This is a genomic window from Algoriphagus sp. oki45 (assembly GCF_036245605.1).
GTDB lineage: Bacteria > Bacteroidota > Bacteroidia > Cytophagales > Cyclobacteriaceae > Algoriphagus.
Genome location: NZ_BTPC01000003.1, coordinates 15,164 through 33,959 on the forward strand (window position 1 = coordinate 15,164; position 18,796 = coordinate 33,959).

The 18,796-nt window shown below is 44.9% G+C and carries 17 protein-coding genes; all 17 read right to left on the reverse strand.

Annotation, left to right across the window (positions count from 1 at the left end):
* Window positions 1-52: 52 nt before the first annotated feature.
* The 17 genes from AAA942_RS14010 to AAA942_RS14090 all read right to left on the reverse strand — a co-directional run bounded on the left by AAA942_RS14010 (window position 53) and on the right by AAA942_RS14090 (window position 18,622).
* Window positions 53-3,163 (reverse strand): efflux RND transporter permease subunit, encoded by a 3,111-nt coding sequence (locus AAA942_RS14010; protein WP_338220920.1) that lies wholly within the window; start codon window positions 3,161-3,163, stop codon window positions 53-55.
* On the reverse strand, window positions 3,160-6,204 hold the full coding sequence (locus AAA942_RS14015; RefSeq protein WP_338220921.1) for an efflux RND transporter permease subunit: 3,045 nt from the start codon (window positions 6,202-6,204) through the stop codon (window positions 3,160-3,162). The genes AAA942_RS14010 and AAA942_RS14015 overlap by 4 nt, the downstream gene beginning before the upstream one ends.
* A 3-nt stretch (window positions 6,205-6,207) precedes the next feature.
* Entirely contained in the window at window positions 6,208-7,278 is a 1,071-nt protein-coding gene (locus tag AAA942_RS14020) for an efflux RND transporter periplasmic adaptor subunit (RefSeq protein ID WP_338220922.1), read from the reverse strand.
* A 203-nt stretch (window positions 7,279-7,481) separates the two neighbouring features.
* Window positions 7,482-7,898 carry a hypothetical protein gene (locus AAA942_RS14025; RefSeq protein ID WP_338220923.1) on the reverse strand — a complete coding sequence of 139 codons (417 nt, stop codon included), beginning with the start codon at window positions 7,896-7,898 and terminating at the stop codon, window positions 7,482-7,484.
* Window positions 7,858-8,214 (reverse strand): hypothetical protein, encoded by a 357-nt coding sequence (locus AAA942_RS14030; RefSeq protein ID WP_338220924.1) that lies wholly within the window; start codon window positions 8,212-8,214, stop codon window positions 7,858-7,860. The genes AAA942_RS14025 and AAA942_RS14030 overlap by 41 nt, the downstream gene beginning before the upstream one ends.
* A gap of 89 nt (window positions 8,215-8,303) precedes the next feature.
* Entirely contained in the window at window positions 8,304-9,803 is a 1,500-nt protein-coding gene (tnpC, locus tag AAA942_RS14035) for an IS66 family transposase (protein WP_338219504.1), read from the reverse strand.
* 193 nt (window positions 9,804-9,996) lie between these two features.
* On the reverse strand, window positions 9,997-10,341 hold the full coding sequence (gene tnpB, locus AAA942_RS14040) for an IS66 family insertion sequence element accessory protein TnpB (protein WP_338219503.1): 345 nt from the start codon (window positions 10,339-10,341) through the stop codon (window positions 9,997-9,999).
* 1 nt (window position 10,342) lies between these two features.
* Window positions 10,343-10,621 (reverse strand): IS66 family insertion sequence element accessory protein TnpA, encoded by a 279-nt coding sequence (gene tnpA / locus AAA942_RS14045; protein WP_338219502.1) that lies wholly within the window; start codon window positions 10,619-10,621, stop codon window positions 10,343-10,345.
* Window positions 10,548-11,423: a DUF4221 family protein gene (locus AAA942_RS14050; RefSeq protein WP_338220925.1), complete on the reverse strand. Its 876-nt coding sequence runs from the start codon at window positions 11,421-11,423 to the stop codon at window positions 10,548-10,550. The genes tnpA and AAA942_RS14050 overlap by 74 nt, the downstream gene beginning before the upstream one ends.
* A gap of 604 nt (window positions 11,424-12,027) precedes the next feature.
* Window positions 12,028-13,362 (reverse strand): 6-bladed beta-propeller, encoded by a 1,335-nt coding sequence (locus AAA942_RS14055; protein ID WP_338220926.1) that lies wholly within the window; start codon window positions 13,360-13,362, stop codon window positions 12,028-12,030.
* Window positions 13,301-13,543, reverse strand: coding sequence for a hypothetical protein (locus tag AAA942_RS14060; RefSeq protein WP_338220927.1), 243 nt, complete (start codon window positions 13,541-13,543; stop codon window positions 13,301-13,303). Before AAA942_RS14060 ends, AAA942_RS14055 begins: the two co-directional genes overlap by 62 nt.
* A 215-nt stretch (window positions 13,544-13,758) precedes the next feature.
* Window positions 13,759-14,883 (reverse strand): DUF4221 family protein, encoded by a 1,125-nt coding sequence (locus tag AAA942_RS14065; RefSeq protein ID WP_338220928.1) that lies wholly within the window; start codon window positions 14,881-14,883, stop codon window positions 13,759-13,761.
* 12 nt (window positions 14,884-14,895) lie between these two features.
* Window positions 14,896-15,621, reverse strand: coding sequence for a formylglycine-generating enzyme family protein (locus AAA942_RS14070; RefSeq protein ID WP_338220929.1), 726 nt, complete (start codon window positions 15,619-15,621; stop codon window positions 14,896-14,898).
* Window positions 15,622-15,675: 54 nt separating this feature from the next.
* On the reverse strand, window positions 15,676-16,431 hold the full coding sequence (locus AAA942_RS14075; RefSeq protein ID WP_338220930.1) for a formylglycine-generating enzyme family protein: 756 nt from the start codon (window positions 16,429-16,431) through the stop codon (window positions 15,676-15,678).
* Window positions 16,421-17,575: a 6-bladed beta-propeller gene (locus AAA942_RS14080; RefSeq protein WP_338220931.1), complete on the reverse strand. Its 1,155-nt coding sequence runs from the start codon at window positions 17,573-17,575 to the stop codon at window positions 16,421-16,423. The genes AAA942_RS14075 and AAA942_RS14080 overlap by 11 nt, the downstream gene beginning before the upstream one ends.
* A 63-nt stretch (window positions 17,576-17,638) precedes the next feature.
* Entirely contained in the window at window positions 17,639-17,932 is a 294-nt protein-coding gene (locus tag AAA942_RS14085) for a hypothetical protein (protein ID WP_338220932.1), read from the reverse strand.
* Between the two features lie 183 nt (window positions 17,933-18,115).
* On the reverse strand, window positions 18,116-18,622 hold the full coding sequence (locus AAA942_RS14090; RefSeq protein ID WP_338220933.1) for a septal ring lytic transglycosylase RlpA family protein: 507 nt from the start codon (window positions 18,620-18,622) through the stop codon (window positions 18,116-18,118).
* Window positions 18,623-18,796 lie beyond the last annotated feature (174 nt).

Genomic DNA, 18,796 nt, shown 5'->3' on the forward strand with positions numbered 1-18,796 from the left:
TTTTTGTTAATCGCAGAAGTCAATAAAAAATAGGACAGGAGAGCCCGATTTTTCAGGCAAGCTTTTTCGCCTTCCTCCACATCATCACAGGCAAAATCCAAAAGACTCCCAGCAAGCTGAAAACCAATCCGCCAATCGTCCCGATGGCCAGAGAAAACCAAAAGATCTCATTTTGGCCCTCGATCAGAAAGGGAATCAAACCAAAACAGGTCGAAAGCACCGTCAGCAAAATCGGAATGGCCTTACCGGCGATTGACTTGAGGAGCTTGCGGTTTTCTTTTCTTCCGGATCGGTTGTTGAAATCATTCAGGATAAAAATTCCCGCATTCACGGCCAAACCTCCAAGCATCACAAAGGCTGCATAGCCTCCTTGGTCAAAGTAGAAGTCGAAGAGCGAAAAGATCAAAAACAGCCCAATAAAGCTGATCGGTATCAGGAAGATGATCAAGAAAGGCTGCCGGAAGTTTTCAAACAAGATCGTACAGATAAAGAAAATGGCCACGATCAAGAGCCCCAAAAGCCCGTACTGTCTTTTGGTCTGCTCAAAACTCCATCCCCATTCCTGCTTTTTCGCTTCGTAGCCAATGGGCATCTGTGCCTTCATTTCTTTCAGCACTTCGTCCAGGTACTCGTTGCCAAACTTCGCCGAACCCATGTATTCGAAGGACACCACCCGCAGATACTGCCTATCCTCTTTGTGAAGCGCGTTGGTAGTGGTCTCCAAAGACAGCGCCCCAAAATCAGAGATTTTGACGATTTTATCCTCCCCGCTGAAAAGTCCCTTTTGCTCCAGATCAAACTTGGAAAACCCTTCCGATTGAACCTCTCTGAGCATCAGCCCATAGTTTTGATCTTCCAAATTCAGGTAGGTGGCCGGGCGCTGAGGCTTGGACAGGTCCTGAAGGGTGTTGACCAATTCGTACTGAGAGGTACCTCCCAAGGCTATTTGGGTTTGATCCAAGCGGAGGACATACTCTTGGGTTTTCTGCTCATTGTAGCTGAGTCGCTCGTTGGTATTGACAGTCTGGATTCGCTTGTGTTTTAGGAGTTTTTCTGCAATTACATCTGCCTGCCGCTCCAGTTCGTCGAAATTATACCCCCGCATTTCCACCCGAAAGCTGGGAATCCCCTCACCCCCTCCACCGGTATAGAAGCCCTGCCCTACGCCGTAGATGTTCCATTGGGCTCCACTCCAGTCGGTGGATTTGACGGAAAGCTTGCCTTTCAGCTGATAGGGCAAGGCCCCTTTTTCGTAGGCTTCCTTGAAGGTAATCACGATTTGGGCGTATTGCCCGGAGACCACATAGGTGACAAACTGATCGATACCCTCCACGCCTTTCAGGTACGCTTCAAACTCCCGCATGATGAAGTCCATCTGCTGAAGGGTATTGCCAAAAGGAAGACGGGCTGTGACAAAGAGTCGGGTCTTCTCCGGCTCCCGGTAGCTGCTTTTCTCATACACTCCCCGTACAAACATCCTTAAAGAACCTCCCAAAGCCCTGTCTACATAGGGACGGATTTCCTCCTGGTAGAAAGTATTTCCGACGGTCTTATTGTACCACTCCTGACCTTCCCACTTGGCAGGAAGGAAAAAAATCGGGGTACCGAAAAGCAAAATTACGGCAAAGAGGAAAGCCTTTCTAAAGCGGGCCGTACCACCCACCCAGCTTTCGTAGCGATTCAGCCACTTGGCTCGGCTTCTGAGTCGGGAAAAAGCCAGCTTTCTCCCTTTCACCACCGAATCCTTGAACAAGACCTCATAAAATGCCGGTGTGAAAAACAAAGCCACCAACAAACTCACCCCCAGCATCACCGAAACCACGATCGAAAACTCGGTCAGGTTTTTCCGGTCTTCCTCCGGCAAAAGCAAAACCAGCAAGAGAGCTGCAACTGTAGTCAATGACGCTGCCAAAAGGGCCAAAAACACTTTTCTGTTTCGATACTTGTGTAAGTGATCGATCATCACGATGGCATTGTCCACCACCAGCCCAAAGCTGATGGTCAGGCCAGCGATGGAGTACAAATGGATATCTACTCCCAAAAAATACAGGATCATCGAAGTCAAACTGAGATTGACCACGATCCCCAAAAAGAGTATGCTGAGGTATTTCAGGTTTCGGTTGATCAGAAAAATAAAGGCGATCAGGATCAAAATCGACAAGCCCGAGCGCTGATAGATTTTGTTAAGCTCCTTTTCCAAAAACTCGGTGTCGTCGTTTTCCAGCCGTACTTCGAAGCCCTGCGGCAGATTGATCTTGGCTGCCTCGAGAGAGGCTTTTAGGCTTTTGGCCAAAAGGACCTTGTTCACTCCGTCCCGATTGTAAATCGACAGCGTCACGGAGTTATTCCCATTGATCCGATAGAAGCTGATCGGCTCCGCTTCTTCCAAGGTCACCTGAGCAATGTCCCTCAGGCGGATTTCCAGCCCCCGATCCTGCTTGATGATGAGGTTTTCCAGCTGATCCAAACTGTTCAGCTTACGGTCGAGGGTGACAAAAAGCGTCTCCCCCCGATCGTTGTACACCGTCCCGGGAAACTGCTGCCCAAAGGCCCGGCTTAGCTGCTGATTAAGCTGATTGCGGGTGAGCCCAAAGGCCTGAAGCCGCTGCCCGTCAAAGGTGACAAAAAGCTGCAGTTCATTGGCCCCCCGTACCTGTACCTCCTCCACCTCGGCAAATCGGGTGATGGCGGGTTTGAGTACATCTTCGGCGATTTTTTTGATCTCGAAGCTGGCAAAAGGTCCATTGACACTGTAGGTGAGAATCGGCGTCTTGAAATCTCTTCGGGATTCTTCACTTTGGGTCACCACCGGGTAGGACATCCGCTCATCCAGCTGAGGATAAATCTGCCGAATCAGGGCCAGAACCTCAAACTTTTTCAACTCCATATCCGCCTTCTTGTCAAAGCGAAGGGTGACAGAACCTTGGTTATAATTGGAGACAGACTTGATCTGCTTGAGCTCGGTGAGTTGGGAAAAAGCCCCCTCCAGAGGAGAGGTACCCAGTTTTTCGATGATTTCTGGAGAAGATTGGGGAATGGAAAAACCGACCGAAAGCACAGGTTCCCGCTCCCGGGGATTCAGATCCACGGAGAGCAGAGGGACTGTGGCAAAGCCCAGAATCCCCAACACCACAAATGCAATCAAAACCCGAAACGGCGTCATAGCTTCTCTCTTTTGCCTACATTTTTGTCAAAAAACCAATACATCAAGGGTACAAAATACAACGCAGTGGCTGTCCCGATGGTAAGTCCTCCGATCACCGAATACACCAATGGCCGCTGCAAATCCGCTCCCAAGCCTGAACTGAAAATAATCGGAATCAGGGCCAGAATCGTAGTGATCGAGGTCATCAGGATGGGCTTGAGCCGGATTTTCCCTCCGGCATGTATCGCCTTATTTCTTACTTCCTTTTCACTCAAAGAGGAATCTTTGGCAAATTCCACCTTCAGTCGGTTGATCGTGTCGATCTTCAGAATCGCGTCGTTGACCATGATTCCGAGCATGACAACCAGGCCAATGGCAGACATGACATTCAGGGAAGAACCCGTGATCAGCAGGATCAAAAAGGCTCCCCCTATCCCCAAAGGAAGGGTAAAGACCACGATCAAGGGCTGCACAAAGCTTTCAAACTGGGCGGCTAGGATAAAGTACAACAGCAGAACCGATACCAACAGGATTCCTATCAACTGACGGAGATTTTCCCGATCCCGGAAAAACTGCCCCTGCGTTTCCACTGCCAAGTCATGCCCTACACCCCACCGAATGTAATCCGTCTCCATCTTTTCGGGATTGGGATCGGCCACTTCCACACTTTGATAGATTCCGCCGCGGTCAGCGGTAATGTACTTGTACTGATTTCGGTATTGGAAATCCACAAACTCTCCCAAAAGATACGAGGTACTGTCCGAAGCATAGATCCGGGTGGTCCGAAGCAGATGCTCGAAGCGATCCTGATTTTCCTTGAGCCGAATAGGAGTCACCTCCCCAAATCGTCGGATATCGGTAATCGTAAATACACCAAACAAGCGGGAAAGCTGCTCCTGCACATTCTCTACAGGAATTTGGTACAGGGCCATTTTTTCTGCCAAAAGGGAAAAGACCACGGAGCGTTCTTCCTGAAGACCGGGACCCGGTGTCCAATTTTCTGTAGGAAAATCATCCAGCCAGCCCTTCATTTTTTCAGCAGGAATGGGCTTCTTCTGAGTCAGGTCTTTCCAACGTACTTCGTAAAAGGGCAAGTTACTGGAAAACAGCTGATCAAAAGTATTTGGCGCATCTCCCAAGACATAGGTGGCTAAAGGGAAATCGGCCTCCAATCGCTTTCTCAGGACTTCGATTTGGGTATTTTTCTCCGACTCGGAAGGAAAAAGCAGGTAAAGCAGGGACTTTTGGATGGAATTGTCCCCGTCAAAGAGGAGAAACTGCCGCACGCCGACATCGGTCTCCGCTTGCGAATAATTCCTCACGCCCTGAATCAAACTGAGCATCCGATCCCGGTTTTGCGCAGCAGAGATGGGTTCATTCCAGTCGATTTCCAGAGTGGCATCGGGCTTTTCGATTTCAGGAAGCCCTTCGGATCGGAGCAAAAGCCCCAAACCCAAACCCATAGGAATCAGGATAAAAAAGCCGATCAAAGCCGTTTTTCTTCGGGAAAAAACCCAGTCAAAAACCCGCTCATACAGTCCAAGAGTTTTAATAAATGCTTTGGGTTCTCCCTGCACGTCTCCTCTTTTCCCTACCCTGAAGATCAACCAATAAAGCAGAGGAAGCAGCACAAAGGCCACCATCAGGGAAACAGACAGAATCGCTGCCACAGCCACTGCCTGATCATAAAACAAGGCCCCGGAAATCCCGCTCAAAAATACCAGGGGCACAAATACCGCCAAGGTCGTGAGCACGGAAGAAATCAAAGCTCCCATCACCTCATTGGCACCCTGCACGCAAGCCTCAAAAGGCGGCAAGCCACTCTCCCGCTTTCGGGTGATATTGTCCAAAACGATGATCGCATTGTCAATCAGCATCCCGATCCCCAGAGCGAGGCCGGATAGAGAAATGATATTGATGGATATGCCGAAAAAGTAAAAAACGAGAAAGCTGATCAAGAGCGAGGTCGGCAAACTCACCCCCATAATCAGCGGAATACGGAAGTCTTTGATGAAAAGGAAAAGTACAGCGAAGGCGAAAATACCCCCAAAAAGCAAGCTGGTCTGCAGGTTGGAAATGGCTGCATTAAGCAGATTGCTTTGGTCTTGGGTGAGTTCAAATTCTACTTGAGGATAGTCTGCCCGGAAGTAATCCAAGGAAGCCTTCAGCTCGGGAATCAGCTCATTCATTTTGGCAGAAGCCTGCTTATGTACAGTGATCACAAGCCCCTCCTGCAGGCCAAAAAGGTGAAATCCCAACATCTCCTGAGTCTCATATCGAGCCTTGGCCACTCTTCCCAAAGGCACGATGGCCCCCTTGGCAGATCGCACGGGAAGAGACTCCACATCTTCGGGCGTATCTACGCGGGTGGCGAGTCGGAGGAAATAGCGAAACTGCCCGTCTTTGACGCTGATACCCGGGAGCTCGGCATTTCCTGCTTGGATGGCGTCGATGAGATTTTGTTGGGTCATGCCCAAAGCAGCCAAGGCTTCATCATCCGGCTCCACGGAGATGATCCGCTCCCGCTTCCCATTGATATCGACCAGAGAGACTCCGGGAAGCTGCTCGATTCGCTTTTTGAGCACATTTTCGGCGAGGAGGCTGACCTCCACCGGGTCGGTGTCGGCTTTGGGAATGACCTGAACCCGGGCTACAGGAATATCCGAAGTATTGATTCGGATCACTTCGGGGCGGGTCAAGTCCCGGGGGAGGGTATTGACCAGTCGGTCGATTTTTTCATTGACATCGATGTAGGCCAGCTCCATTTGGGTGCCGTAGTCGAAGGTCAGCCGGACAGTCCCTACTTCCGAACCGGCCTTGCTTTCCATCTCTTCCAAGCCATTAAGGGTGATCAGTCCCTCCCGGATTTGCTGCAGGACGTTCTGCTCGATGGACTCCGGGGAGGCATTGGGATAGGTGACCTTGACCACGATCTGAGGCACATCGATGGGAGGCAAAAGCGAAATAGGCAACAGGCGAAAGACAATGCCTGAAAAGACCACCAAGGCCAAAAAGGACATCATGACCGCAATCGGCCGCTCCAGCAAAAATCGGATCATAGCTTACTCGGTTACGATTTGGACAGGAGCCTGATGAGCAAGTTGAAGGTTATTGGTCGTGATGACGGTACTGTTTTCGGGGATGCCCTCCAGCACTTCGATCTCCCGGCCATTGTCCCGGCCCACTTCCACGTAGTTCCATTTGGACTCTTTGCCGCCCTCGACTGTGAAGACCACGGCTCTTCCTGATCGATAGACCACCGCATCCTTGGGTACGACCAGGCTATTGCTTTGCGGGGCTCGGATGATGGCCCGGGCATTCATCCCGGGAAGGAGGTTTTTGGCAGAATTCAAGCTCAAGGTCACCTGCACCAGTCCGTTTTCATCTACTTTGGGATTGACGGCGATGACCCGACCCTCCAAAGCATTTTGGGGATCGGAGATGGGATAGATTTCGGCCTTTTGATTGGAGGAGATCAGAGGAACGTCCGACTCGAGGACCTTGACCCGAAGGAGCAACTGATCGGTGGATAGGAGCTCGGCAAATTCCGCATTTTTGGTGACCAGGCTTCCTTCCTTGAATTTGATATTGGCTATGCGGCCAGCCACAGGAGCCCGCACTTCACATCGGGCAAGGTTCAGCTCGGCTTCTTTGAGCTCCACCTCAGCAAGGGAAAGGCCGGAATTAACCCGGATACGCTCCTGCACTGTCTGTACGACTGTGGGGTCTTTGGACTCCAAGGCCAGCTGAAACTGCGCTTTGAGCACTTCCAGCTCGGATTGGGCTTTGGTCAGATTGATTTGAGCTTTTTCCAGGGCAAACTCTGCCTCCCGACGGTCAAGGGTGGCGATGACTTGACCTTTTTGGACATACTGTCCTTCGAGGACCTGCACCTTTTCGAGGTATCCTTCCCGCTCCACGAGGGCCTTGACTTCGGATAGGGCCTCCAGCTTGCCGGTGGCATTGATGAGGTAGTCAAAACTTTTCCGCTCGGCGGTGGCGACCCTGACTTCTGTGGCAGCCACTTCATTGCGGAAGGACTCGGAAGGAATCTCTTGGGATTCGGTCTTGGACTCTGTACAGCCCAAAGTACTGATAATCAGTAAAAAGAATAAATAAAAGGATAAACGCATGTGGTACGAGTTGGGAGTAATCGAACTAAGATATAAAAATAATTTTGAGAAATAATCCCGCTTAAAAATTTATTCAATCCTTAGAAGGAATAGATGAAACCATGAATCAATCCATCATAAATACTCTTCAATTTGAATTCAAATTTTACAAAACTGTTACAATTATTAATTGAACACGGGTATAATTAAACCAATAAACCAAATTAGAGAGCACAATTATTTTTAAGGTAATCCTCAAGTACGCTTAAAGACTGCTGATTCTCAGGACTAATTTCATCAATATCACCAGTAGAATAAACAATAAATGGATAAAATCCAGTAACACCATATTCATCAAAAATATCTCCATTCTCAATTTTTATATTCTCATAATCTAATATATCCTGACCCAATTTAATTTTCAGTTGTTTTTGAGACAACACATTAACTAAAATAAATGAAACACATTTCGACCCTTTATTTCTTAACAAAAATTCCTCCGCATAACTAATACAACCCGGACAGCCTGCATTTGGGATATAAACAATCGGTTCCTGCTTGGGAAAATTCCCAATATCATTAAATTCACTCAATCTTGAATTACTGCAACCCATCAAGATCAAAAACAAGTAAATCTTCATCATAATTTTGAATTTTTTCTAAGTAAATTTTCCCATCCTTAAAGAACATAGAAGTTAGATAATATTGATTATTGGGCAAATCAACAATATCAAAAAAATTAAAATCTTTATCCAAAAACACCAAAGAATATTCTCCAAAAACTGAATTCAAGCCTGAGAAAGACTCAATAAAATCGTCTTTAAACTTCTTATTCAATACTCTAATGTAAATATTATTAGTCGGATCAAACTTGATGAAGGAATAATAATCTTGTCTCATTTGATGCTTTACCTCATCAATTATATCTGGTGCGATTTTTCCAATTTTATAAGACAAAGGTTCAACATTTACTCTACCTCCCCCATTAGACGAAACCCTCCTTACTTGATTGTTTTTTAAATGTATCCACCCGGGCAACTGCGTCTTTATGTAGTGTGATTTTTTGCTAGAGATTGTTTATAATTTTTGGGCAGGAGTTCGTGTATTTTCTGGATGTTGGTGTCCATGACATTGTCGAAGAGGTACTTGAGCCAGTGCTGAGGGTTGACTTCTTCGGTTTTACACATGGCAAAAAAGGAGTAGATCATTGCTGCTCGCTGTGCTGCCTCATGTGATCCTGCGAACAGGTAGTTTTTCCTTCCCAGGGCTACAGGTCTGATCCTGTTCTCCACGGTATTGTTGTCGATTTCGAGTACCCCGTCCAGGAGATAGTTTGACAGCTCTTTCCATAGTCTCATGGTATAGGCCATGGCCATACCGATGGCACTTTTTGGAAGTGTCTGGGCATAGTTTTCGGTCAGCCATTTGGAAAAGGCATCTAAAACAGGCAGGGCCTTGTCCAGCCGGTAAGCTTTTCTGTCTTTTGGAGTCAGCTTCTTTTCCCTGCAATGGGCCTCGATCTCATAGAGTTTCCCGATAAAGACCAGTGCCAGTTCTGCCCTTGCCCTGTCATTTTCCTGGGCCTCAAAGAATTTTCTCCGTGCATGTGCCCAGCAGCAGAGGTGGGTGACACCCGGTAATGCGGCATACGGGTCATAGCCAATATAGCCGTCGGTCTGCAGGTATCCTTTAAACCCTTCCAGTATCTTTTGGGGAGCCTCTTGATTACGGCCTTTCTGGTAATCAAACAATACGGTGCCGTCCACAGGGTTATGGTAAACCCAGTAGTAGCCCAGATGGGTGTCTTTCTTTTTGGTGCTGTCCAGTACTTTGATGGTGGTTTCGTCCGCCTGGAGGTATCCTTTCCCGCAGGTGTCTTTTACCAACCAGCCGTAAAGGATTTCCAGCCGCTCGAGCCCCTGTCTCACCCAGCCGTCCAGTGTGGAGGAGGCGATTGGGATGTTTTCCCGTTTGAAGCGTTGGAGCTGTCGGTATAGCGGGAGGTGATCTACGTATTTATCTGTCAGGATGGAAGCGAGCAAACCTGTTCCCACGATGCTTTTGTCAATCAGGCGGGAAGGGAGTGCTGCGATGACTATCGGGGATTTATCATCCTGGGCTTTGGATACATACTTATAACGGATGTAGCGGCGGATGATAAACTTGGCCGGCACGTAGTCCAGTTCTTCAGTGATTTCTTTGCCGATGCAGGTCATCTCTTCCAGATTGCCTTCAGGATACAACTCGATCTCTTCCACGGGGAGGTGTTCGGGCAGTTTTGTCCTGCCGGGATGTACAGCGCCGGATTTCCTGCGGACATACTCCACCTTTTGGGTGAGTTCTTCCTGTAGGACCTGCTGTACTTCGGCTGTGGTTTCAAAAGGCAGACTCAGCTGGTCAGGGGACTCAAAGCGCTCCCGCTTCTGACCGAAGAGCATCTTTTGAAACTTGGCAAGAATCCCCTCCAGCTTTTCGATGCGCTGATCCCGCTCGCCCAGTAGGGCGATGAGTTCGGCAGTGGAGAGCTGGTCTAGGGGTTTGTTCATGCACCGAAAATAACACCCCGAAAGAAGCGGTCAAAGCATTAGTTTCCCACACCACCTGTGGATAAACAGTCCCCCGAGAATGATTATTGTCTTAACTCATAAAATACTGCCACGGTATCCTCAGAGCCTGTTCCCTTCCCCAAAACCTGAACCCCGGTCGATAAAAAAGGAGTAAAAATCCTGAAAAAAATCCTCAGGGTCGGGTAAATCTGGGAAGCTGACGGGATTCCAGAATCCTGATGCCCTCGACCATCAGCACCAGTGAACTCCAGGGGAGTTTGCCGCCAGCCTCCATTCCCTCGGGTGGCCGGAAGGTACCTTTTTCCAGCCGCTTGTAGTAGATCACCAGTCCGCCGGCTTCCCAGTGGAGCAGCTTGACCAGGGTTCGGCTGCGGTTCAGGAAGATGTACACTTCCCCGGACAGCGGATCCCGGTCCAGTGAATTGCGGACCAGACCGCAAAGCCCGTCAAAGCCTTTGCGCATGTCCACCGCCCCGCCGAAAAGAAAGAACCGGTGCGAAGATCCTAAGGCAAACATCTTACAGCTTGACCAGTAGCTCAAGTAGTGACAGATCCTGGATCCCCCGAATCCTTACACCATTGGGATAGACTACCTCAAGATCGCCAGAAGGCAAAGAAGGGCTCACTTCAGTGAAACCGGATGAGACAGCCGTAGCTCCAGCTCCTACTTTTCGGTACCAGTAGGAGAAGGTGGGCAGCTTGATATTCTCCCGCAGACAAAAGTCACGTTGGGTCAGACCACTGGATTTGAAGGAAGCTACCATCGCCTCCATTTCTTGTTGACTCGCTCTTTTCATAAGTTTGTTTTTGAAGCAAAATTAGCTGGTCAATGGAGGCTGAAAAATATGCAGTTGCTCGGGTGGATACTTTTAAATCATAAATAGTTAAATCATTATCAATAGGAAAACTTAAAACGAGCAAATTGTCAATTTTATTAAAATCATGATAAAATTGAAAAAATTGGACTCCCCAAATCGCCCCTTTATATGCATCAGGGTATGATATTCTATACTGTTTTTCTTCATTTTCGAGATCAAAAAACATAAATGCATTTTCATCAAATTCTGAATTGTTATAATACTCTTTCTCTGAACCCCAACAATTAAAGCCAACTTTGTTTCCAAACCGAAAAAGAGGTCTCGAACTATCTAATTCAGGCCTTACAGCACTTCCACCATTATCTATATGGTACCCCCTTTTTACAATTCCCTCGGAATCAACAATAGTGAACTTCGCACTACCATAAGAATAAAGAAATATTGAATCTTTGCTAAGCCAATAGTAATTTGACAACTTTCCAATCGCCTCTTTTCCATTTATCTCAAAAGAAATCTTATTTTTAAAGTCAAGGGAAGATAAATCATATAGATATATTGAATTATTCTTTTTATTTAAAAATGAAAAATAATAATCATTATCTACTTCAACAATTTGTGTAGATGAATTCCTAGAAGTTGAAAGACTATCAAGTTGAAAATAAATTGAATCATTTTTAATAAGGGAAACTCTATTTCCTTGGAAATAACTTGATTCAACTTTTTCATTCTTACATGATACTAATAATCCGCAACCCAAAATAAACAAATAAATTGATTTCATTTTTTCATGAATAAATGAGGGGGAGAGGAGTAGCCCCCGCCCCCATAGTTACACATAATGATTATCCAACCTGGCCAGGTCCAGTCCCTGTAGAAACAAAACATTGGGTATCCTCTGATCTTTCTAAACAGACATATTCACCATCTCGAGTGAAACATCTTCCGTCTGTACCAGGAGCAGTGGTTAGTGTGCAATCAGCTTTAACAAAGTTCACAGAACCTAGAATCATTAAAAGAAATGAAGCTTTAATAATTGATTTCATATAATAAAAGAGTTATTTACCCACCTTTCACACCATGCAGGGCGAGGTTATTCTCCCAAAAAATCCAGACCTGCGCGCCGACCTTGATCTTTCGTTGGTAAGTTTACATTTGAAAAAAAAAAAAAAACAAGTGTAGTTTTTAAATATTTTTCCATTTTTATGCAAGTAGTTGATTTTCAAGGATAAAATTTTTAGTTAGTAATGCTAACGGGTTTATTTTCAATCAACTAGCTAGCTACGCTGAGCTGATTAAGTCTCCGTCCAGCCCTTCATTTTCCATAAGTTCAGCCGCATAGGGTATCCAAAGGTTTTCAGGAAAGAAAACGGAAATCAGCCTATTACCTATTTCAAAGTGAAAACCAATAAAATAGGCTGCTCAAAATCCTCTACTGACTCAAGAAAACTTTTGATTTTGGAATAATCTCTCCCGTTTTCTTTAGCGAGCTTTTGAAAAAGATCACTCAAGTCATATTCTCTAAAATGTTCCAGGCTTAATTCTGTAATGCAGGTATTGCCTCTGCATGCCATAGGAAAACTAAAAGAAATCAAATCCTCAAAATCAAAATCCACCGTCTTGCCGGATAATACCTCGCCGGATTTTAAATTATGAAAAACATAAAGTTCACTTCTCGATGCATCGAACTTCATCCCTATCCAATTGGGAGTGACAAAATGAAATCCAAACCCATAGAATTTTTTATCCTCTCTTCTTTCCGAGATAAATTCCGGACCCACATTTTTCAAATCTTCATCAGACAATCCCTCCGAACCTAAATCTACATGGATCAATGGTTTTAAGGTTTTACTTTCCCTTTCTATCTGAAATAACTCACTAGAAAATCTTGGAAAATAGGTAACCGTGCCCCCATTTTCTCGAATCACATCCCTTGGAATATACTGCGAAAGCTTCTGATCGATTTTGGGGTATTTGTATATGTTTCTTATGGTATAGTTGCTATCCAACAAAAACAAATCACTGGCTCCAGTCTTTCCCAAATGATCATTGGCATCACCAATACTTGAGAATAGGAGTTGATTATCAGGGAAAATTTTGAAGGAATGCCCCCTTATCGGAAGTCGCTTTTCAAAAAGAAACTTACCCTCAAAAGTAAAATACAACATTTTGGCTAAAGAATTATCATAGATCAATATCCTCCTATTAGACTCATCCAAGTCAAATTCGGCGATATTTTTCATCTCTCCAGGCCCCTCTCCTGTAGGATAAAAAAGGCCGACTTGCTCTCCGGAAAAAAGATCAAATACCTGAAGGGAGTTGTAGATGTATTGGTCAAAAATAAATGCAAGCGAATCAGTAAAGAGAATTTTGTCAACTGCCCCCACTACCCCACCTTCCCAGTTTTTCAGACTTACCAATCGATAATCAGCCATCAAATCCGAGAGTTTGACTTTCGAGTTAATTTGATCCTGATTTAGGCTGATTTTAATCGGGCTCCCTTCAGAAAAGACAAATTCACTACTCAAGGAATCCGCTCCTACAAAACCTAAAAATTTGCTATTGCCAGTTTCTTCGGGCGTCTCATTTTTTTTGCTACAAGACCCAAATAAGGAAAGGGTGGCAATAACTGCCACCCAAATTGAACATCTAATCATGGAATTATCGACAATCTGAGGCCCAACACCAAGAATCTCCGTCCCGACAAACATCTTTTTTTCCATCCCACGTTTCTTCAAAACCGACTGAAACAGAAGCAAGCTTATTTCCTTCTCCAATTGTGACTGATGTGGTCAATTTAGCTTTGCAGTCTACGGTATACTCTTTCCACCAAAAGGCATTTGCATCTTGAGCAGATCCTAAGGTCATCGCTAAACCAAAGGCAAATACAAAGATTTTTTTCATTTTTTAAGATTCAATTAGTTAAAAACTCACCAGAACCAACCCTTGGTTCTGCAAAAAATCCAGACCTGCGCGCCGACCTTGATCTTTCGTTGATAAGTTTACATTTGAAAAAAAAAAAAAAAACAAGTGTAGTTTTTAAATATTTTACCATTTTTATGCAAGTAGTTGATTTTCAAGGATAAAATTTTTAGTTAGTATTGCTAACAGGCAGTAAATCAAGGACTAGCCAATAGCTCCAAAGAAATCAAATCGCCTGCGAACTCTTCCTTTTCCATCAGTTCGGGAGCATACGGGATCCAAAGTCCTTCGGAAAAGACAAAGGCATTGGAAGGATCGTACTTCCCTTTTTCCAAGGGATAATTCCCCAAAATCTCCAGCTTTTCATTCAGGACAGTCAGATAGAGCTGCCTATTTCTCAAATGAAAAGTATAATAATCCTCCCCTAGCGGGACCTCTTTCGCCAAGGCCTCTTGGGAGATCCGATAATAGACTTTTCGATAAGGATCATAGAGGAGTTTTAAGTAATTGGGCGAAGTCAGCACCCAATTTTGAAAATAGGCTTGGTCCCAAGAATCCCGAAATGTCTGATGCTCGGAAGATTGCTTTCCTTCAAAGGAAGAAATTGATACTTCCTTCTGCTCACTGCCTTCAAAAGAATAGCCGGAGATCGTCGGTGAAATGGAGTAAATAAACGCAAAACCACTTTGCCCTACAGCCACCGAGGGAAAGGTGGTGTAATCAAACGCAACCCCTTCAAAATCAGCAGGATGATAGACTGGAAAGGAAATCCAGGTTTTTGTCACTAAAGAATAGCTTGCAAAAACCCGCCTCTTGGCCGCATCGGCCTTGGCAAAATAGAATAAAACACTTTTCTGATCCTGAAGATAAACTAGGCTATTGGCAATTCGCTCGTAAGGGTATTGTGCATAGACCTCTCCCTCCAGCTCAGAAAGCCTTTCAAAAAAGGGGGAGATTTGTTGCTCTCCACCTCCGCCCCGATACAGCAAAAGCCGAGATCCATCGTAAAACAGGATCGAGTCAGTGGAAATGTAATGCATCTTGGAGGGTTTAAAATCACCAATAAGATTCAATCCCACTTGATAGAGTCGCTGATCGAGTAAGGAAAACTTGGAAAGCTTTTGGCCTGAATCATCCACAAAAAACAAAGTGTCCTCTTTAACATGTGAGATGCGAAAGGAAAATGGGTCCAAGTCGGGAAAAGAAAGGGGGAGGATATCAATTTCTTTGGTATTTGGGAGAGCTGAACCTTGTTTAGAACAACTCCATTCAAAAAGCAATGTTGGAATCAAAAAGACATAAAAAAACCGTCGTTTTACCATTAGTAAGGTGATTTATTCCACATCCTTTACCAAACGGATCCCCATTCCGTCAAGCGGCCTATTCTTTTCAATTTTAATAGCTGCTCTTTTACCAATTTGAAGCCAAATAACCGAGGAGAAAAAGGCCCCTCCAACCAATTCAAATTTTTGCTGTCCAACATCAGAATAAACCAATTCCTCGGCATTACCTAACAAATCATAAATTCCTAATTCATTGGGCGTCTTTGTCCCCACATCTTTAGGAAACCAACTATTCGTATTCCCTTCATACCAGGCTACCTTCTTTAGATTGCCACTACCTGGATACTTATTTGGATAACTTTCCTGACCTGCTTTGGCCGCATGTACCCACTCTCCATAGGTAGGTACCCGCTTTCCCACCCATTGGGCATAGGCCAATACATCGGCTGGGGCTAGGCTCATCACCGGATTGTTCATGAACTGAGGTTCTTCATAAAGTTTGACATCATAGCCCCGCTTTTTTAGTGATCCATGACTCATCCAAGTATTGCCTTCCCTCAATTCCCAAACACCCTCTGAATTTAGCTGCATCACTCCGCCAATCTTCTCCGCCTCCGTCACATACCCGGTCGCATCGACAAACTTCTTAAATTCCACCACGGTCACTTCATACTGATCCATGTAAAAGGGCTTAATCTGATCATTTCCGGGCACCAATACCATTCTATCGGGTACTTGGGTCTTTTGCTGGGCAGATATCGAAATTAGAAAAGTCAAATATATTAACAGGAATATCCCCATTTGTATTTCCTAAAGTGTTGATTTAATGACCTATTCCACATCCTTCACCAAACGGAATCCTATTCCTTCAGAGGGCCTATTCAATTCCAAGGGGCTAGGTGAAATTTTTCCAATTACTTGCCATTCTTTAGATTCATAGAATGCTCCACCAACTAATACATATTTTTTTTCTCCTTTGTTAAACCAAACCAACTCTCCAATATTTCCTGCCAAATCATAGATTCCCAATTCATTGGGTTCCTTTGTCCCCACATCTTTAGGAAACCAACTATCCGTATTCCCTTCATACCAAGCCAATTTTTTTAGATTATCTCCTCCCGGATAGGAATAGGAATAGTTTTTCTGACCTGCTTTGGCTGCATGAATCCACTCTTGATAGGTCGGAACCCGCTTTCCCATCCACCTGGCATAGGCCAATACATCGGCTGGGGCCAGACTCATCACCGGATTGTTCATGAATCGGGGTTCTTCATACAGTTTGACGTCATACCCCCGCTTATGTAGGGATGCATGACTATTCCAAGTACCTCCCTCCACGAGTTCCCATTCACTCCTTGAATTAAGCTGCATCACTCCGCCAATCTTCTCCGCCTCCGTCACATACCCGGTCGCATCGACAAACTTCTTAAATTCCAACACGGTCACTTCATACTGATCCATATAAAAGGGCTTAATCTGATCATTTCCGGGCACCAATACCATTCTATCGGGTACTTGGGACTTTTGCTGGGCAGTCGACACAAGGCCAAAGAGGCACAGAAGTAGGGTAAGCAGTTTAGTATTCATATACACAGAGCAGCATTTTAGTTTTCATATTCATCAAATCCGGAAATTTCTCCTTTAATCTACCTATCACCAATCCTTCCTCATCCTGTGCCTCGATTTGGTCAAAATACTCGCTGTCCAAAAGTCGAAAGACTTGCCGGTCTTGGACATCCAAATAAGGAACTAGCGGAAGTTCCAATTCGCCATCCATCAATCCTTCAGCGAGGGTAAGGCTGTGATCCGCCTGATTATAAGCTCCCCACCTTGCAGAAATTCCATACTTGTAGATAAAAAACAGGGCACGATCCCCCAAATCCACAAAATTATCCGCAAAAGCCAAGCTTCTATCCTCCTGGAGTCGCTCGAAATAGGTATCAAGACCGGATAGGCCAAAGAAATTGTCTGTTAGTGCAAAAGACAAATACTTCTTTTGGGCTAAATTCCTCTCAACAGGTCCCAAAGTATAAACTGAGTTACCAAAAACAGGTGCAAAAACTACATTCCCGTTTTGAAAAGTAAGTTCCTTGCTTCCTGAGACCTGTGCGATTCTTCCTTCAGGGATAGAAAGTAACGAATCTATTTTGGCACCCTTTTCCAAATCAATCAAAGAAAGTAATCGAACCTCCTTGGTCTCCTCTCCTGCATAAGGAGGAGGAAGGGTATAGAGCCAAACTTGATTTTCTCCACCATAGGCGATGAAGTGGAAGACTTCGGAGACTGGCAGTGATATCAGATTTCGGAATTCACCTTTGGTACTATACTCAAAAATCTTCCAACCCGTCAAAAACAAGAGCGAGTTCCGATCCGGATGATAGATAAAATCCTCAAATCGGGGGATTTCTCCGGGACCATTTCCTCCGGTAATGATCTGATCGATAAATTCCCCGGCTTCATTGACTATCAGGACCGTATTTTCCAACTCAATGTCACCAAGGAAGAACTTGCCATCTCCAGCCTGAATTTTATCGGCTGTATAGAAAGGCTGATCCTCAGGAAGAGCTATCGGAACATAGCGACTTTTAGCTATGAAATTCTGGATATCCAATTGCTCTATTTCATCAATGGAATTAAATGAAATCTCTTCCAGACTTCTATTGGAATTCTTCTTATCAATACAAGATTGATTGATGATAAGAAACAGAAAAACCCATCTGATTGGAAACATTTTGTAAAGCATTTCGCAAAAATTTGTCTAGAGAGGGAAGGACATAAGTCCTTCCCTTTGAGCTTATTTGCAACCAGTTTGATTACACCCTTCTAAAAATCCAGGCTTGCACTTTATCCTTCTTCCGGTCCCGATCTTAACACCAATTGAAGGGTCAGGGTCACCACTTTTGAAACTCAAACCCAAGTTAACTTCAGCTTTTACACAAAATACATCTTGGGGAGAATAGGTATCGGAACTTGCCACACTAGCTAAATCCTGCGCTTGGGCCAAATAGCCACTGGTGCTTGTCGCACCGAGACCAAATACAATTAATGCACCTGTCAAGAGAACGATTTTTAAAGATTTTTTGAACATGATTAAAGAAATAAATGGAAAATAATAAAAGAACCAACCTTTGGTTTCAGTGAAAAATTAAGGCTATGCGCACTGACCTTGACTTTTCAATCCCTATCCACGACCAGCAAAAAAAAAGGATTAGTTTCTACAATTAATCTTTTTTATGAAGATCATATATCGCTGATTTACAGTGGTATAGTTTTAAAAATATCTTTTTTCAAGTGGTCTTAAACTCAAATCAATTTCCCTCTTCGGCGCCGCAATACTCCGATAATAAGGTCTTATTCTCAATCCCGGATGCTCCTTATCCGCATAGTACTCCACCAAGCGATCCAGTTGGTCCAAATCCACTGCCTCGATGCGCACTTTGGCCAGTCCGTCCTGAATCATTTCCAATCGAGTCGCCGCAGCCCGAGACAGATCAATTTGACGTTTAGAATAGAGGGGAAGGCGATCATTGATGCGGACTACAACCGATAAGCCATTCTTTTGGTTGATCACGCGCACCCAAGTTCCCAAAGGCAAACGCTTATGAGCTGCGGTCATGCTATCCAAGGAAAAAACCTCCCCACTGGCGGTCTTTCTGCCATGAAACCTCCGACCATAAAAGCTAGCTGTCCCTTCTTGAATCAACAAAGAATCCACTTGAGCATAGGCTTCCGTCCCGATTAGGGTGAGCAGAAATAAAAAGACAAGTCGGGTGAGCACAGACTAAGCTAGCATTTAATGTGTTTATTTTTTGTTTTTTATTTGCCACATTTAATCTCGCATGTCTTATCATCATGTCAATTTGTAACATGGTCATCATGCTCGATTTAAGACCCATTTTTCAATAAAAGTGCCAATTCCTGTCATCCCTATTCTTTCCCTTGGAGGATGCTC